At 48.3% G+C, this 2,352-nt stretch carries 1 rRNA gene; it reads left to right on the forward strand.

What is annotated here, in order from left to right:
• Nucleotides 1-2,352, forward strand: a 23S ribosomal RNA gene (locus tag CLORY_RS22665); the annotation flags it as partial.

A 2,352-nucleotide genomic window follows, 5' to 3' on the forward strand; every position in this document is an offset into this window, starting at 1 on the left:
AAGGGCGCATGGAGAATGCCTTGGCATCAGGAGCCGAAGAAGGACGTGATAAGCTGCGAAAAGTTTCGGGTAGGCGCAAATAGCCAGAGAACCGAAAATGTCCGAATGGGGAAACCCTCGTGTAAAACTACACGAATCATTAACTGAATACATAGGTTGATGAAGGTAAACCCGGGGAACTGAAACATCTAAGTACCCGGAGGAAGAGAAAGAAAAATCGATTTTCTAAGTAGCGGCGAGCGAAAGGGAAAGAGCCCAAACCAGAAACTTGTTTCTGGGGTTGAGGAATAGATATAAAGCTTATTGATTGGAGTCGAATACAACTGGAAAGTTGAGCCGCAGAATGTAAGAGTCATGTAGGCAAAAGAGAGATAAGCGAATCTATATCCAGAGTACCACGAGACACGAGAAACCTAGTGGGAAGCAGGGAGGACCACCTCCCAAGGCTAAATACTACCTGATGACCGATAGAGAAGAAGTACCGTGAGGGAAAGGTGAAAAGAACCCCGGGAGGGGAGTGAAAGAGAACCTGAAACCGTGTGCCTACAACCGGTCAGAGCACCAAGAGTGTGATGACGTGCTTTTTGTAGAACGAGCCAGCGAGTTACGGTATGTAGCAAGGTTAAGTACTTAAGGTACGGAGCCGAAGGGAAACCGAGTCTTAAAAGGGCGAGAAGTTGCATGCTGTAGACCCGAAACCGGGTGACCTATCCATGGACAGGGTGAAGCGGAAGTAAAATTCCGTGGAGGCCCGAACCACATTGGTGTTGAAAAACCATGGGATGAGCTGTGGATAGCGGAGAAATTCCAATCGAACTCGGAGATAGCTGGTTCTCCTCGAAATAGCTTTAGGGCTAGCGTCAAGGTAAAGAATAGTGGAGGTAGAGCACTGAATAGGCTAGGGGCCATTGAGGTTACTGAACCTTATCAAACTCCGAATGCCACTATATCATACTTGGCAGTCAGACTGCGAATGATAAGATCCGTAGTCAAAAGGGAAAAAGCCCAGATCGTCAGCTAAGGTCCCAAAGTGTAAGTTAAGTGGGAAAGGATGTGAGATTTCATAGACAACTAGGATGTTGGCTTAGAAGCAGCCACACATTAAAAGAGTGCGTAATAGCTCACTAGTCGAGAGATCTTGCGCCGAAAATGTCCGGGGCTAAAACTTACCACCGAAGCTACGGGATTTAGATAAACTAAATCGGTAGAGGAGCGTCCTGCATGGGTAGAAGCTATACCGAAAGGAATGGTGGACTGTGCAGGAGAGAGAATGCTGGCATAAGTAGCGAGAACTAAGTGAGAATCTTAGTGGTCGAAAATCTAAGGATTCCTGAGGAAGGTTCGTCCGCTCAGGGTAAGTCGGGACCTAAGGCGAGGCCGAGAGGCGTAGTCGATGGACAATCGGTTTAAATTCCGATACCACTTTTAATCGTTAAAACCGATGGGGTGACGCAGAAGGATAAGATAAGCTTGCTGATGGATATGCAAGCACAAGCATTGAGGCAGAACATGCAGGCAAATCCGTATGTTCAATGTCAAGATGTAACGTGGAGCGAAATAAAGTAGCGAAGTATCTGATTTCATACTGCCAAGAAAAGCCTCTAGGGAGAGAGAAAGTGCCCGTACCGCAAACCGACACAGGTAGATGAGGAGAGAATCCTAAGACCATCGGAAGAATTGCAGTTAAGGAACTCGGCAAATTGACCCCGTAACTTCGGGAGAAGGGGTGCCATGGAGACATGGTCGCAGAGAAAAGGCCCAAGCAACTGTTTAGCAAAAACATAGGTCTCTGCTAAAGCGAAAGCTGAAGTATAGGGGCTGACGCCTGCCCGGTGCTGGAAGGTTAAGGGGAGTGCTTAGTGGGAACACGAAGGCATGAACTTAAGCCCCAGTAAACGGCGGCCGTAACTATAACGGTCCTAAGGTAGCGAAATTCCTTGTCGGGTAAGTTCCGACCCGCACGAATGGCGTAATGACTTGGGCACTGTCTCAACTGCAAATCCGGCGAAATTGTAGTGCAAGTGAAGATGCTTGCTACCCGCGATTGGACGGAAAGACCCCGTAGAGCTTTACTGTAGTTTAGCACTGAGTTTCGGTATTGTCTGTACAGAATAGGTGGGAGACTGGGAGAGCAGGTCGTCAGGCTTGCTGGAGTCGACTGTGGGATACCACCCTGATAGTACTGAGATTCTAACCGGGCACCATGAAGCTGGTGACGGGACAATGTTAGATGGGCAGTTTGACTGGGGCGGTCGCCTCCGAAAGAGTAACGGAGGCGTACAAAGGTTTCCTCAGAACGGTTAGAAATCGTTCGAAGAGTGTAAAAGCAGAAGGAAGCTTGACTGCGACACC

Origin of the sequence: Clostridium oryzae (assembly GCF_002029235.1) — a bacterium.
Taxonomy (GTDB): domain Bacteria; phylum Bacillota; class Clostridia; order Clostridiales; family Clostridiaceae; genus Clostridium_AE; species Clostridium_AE oryzae.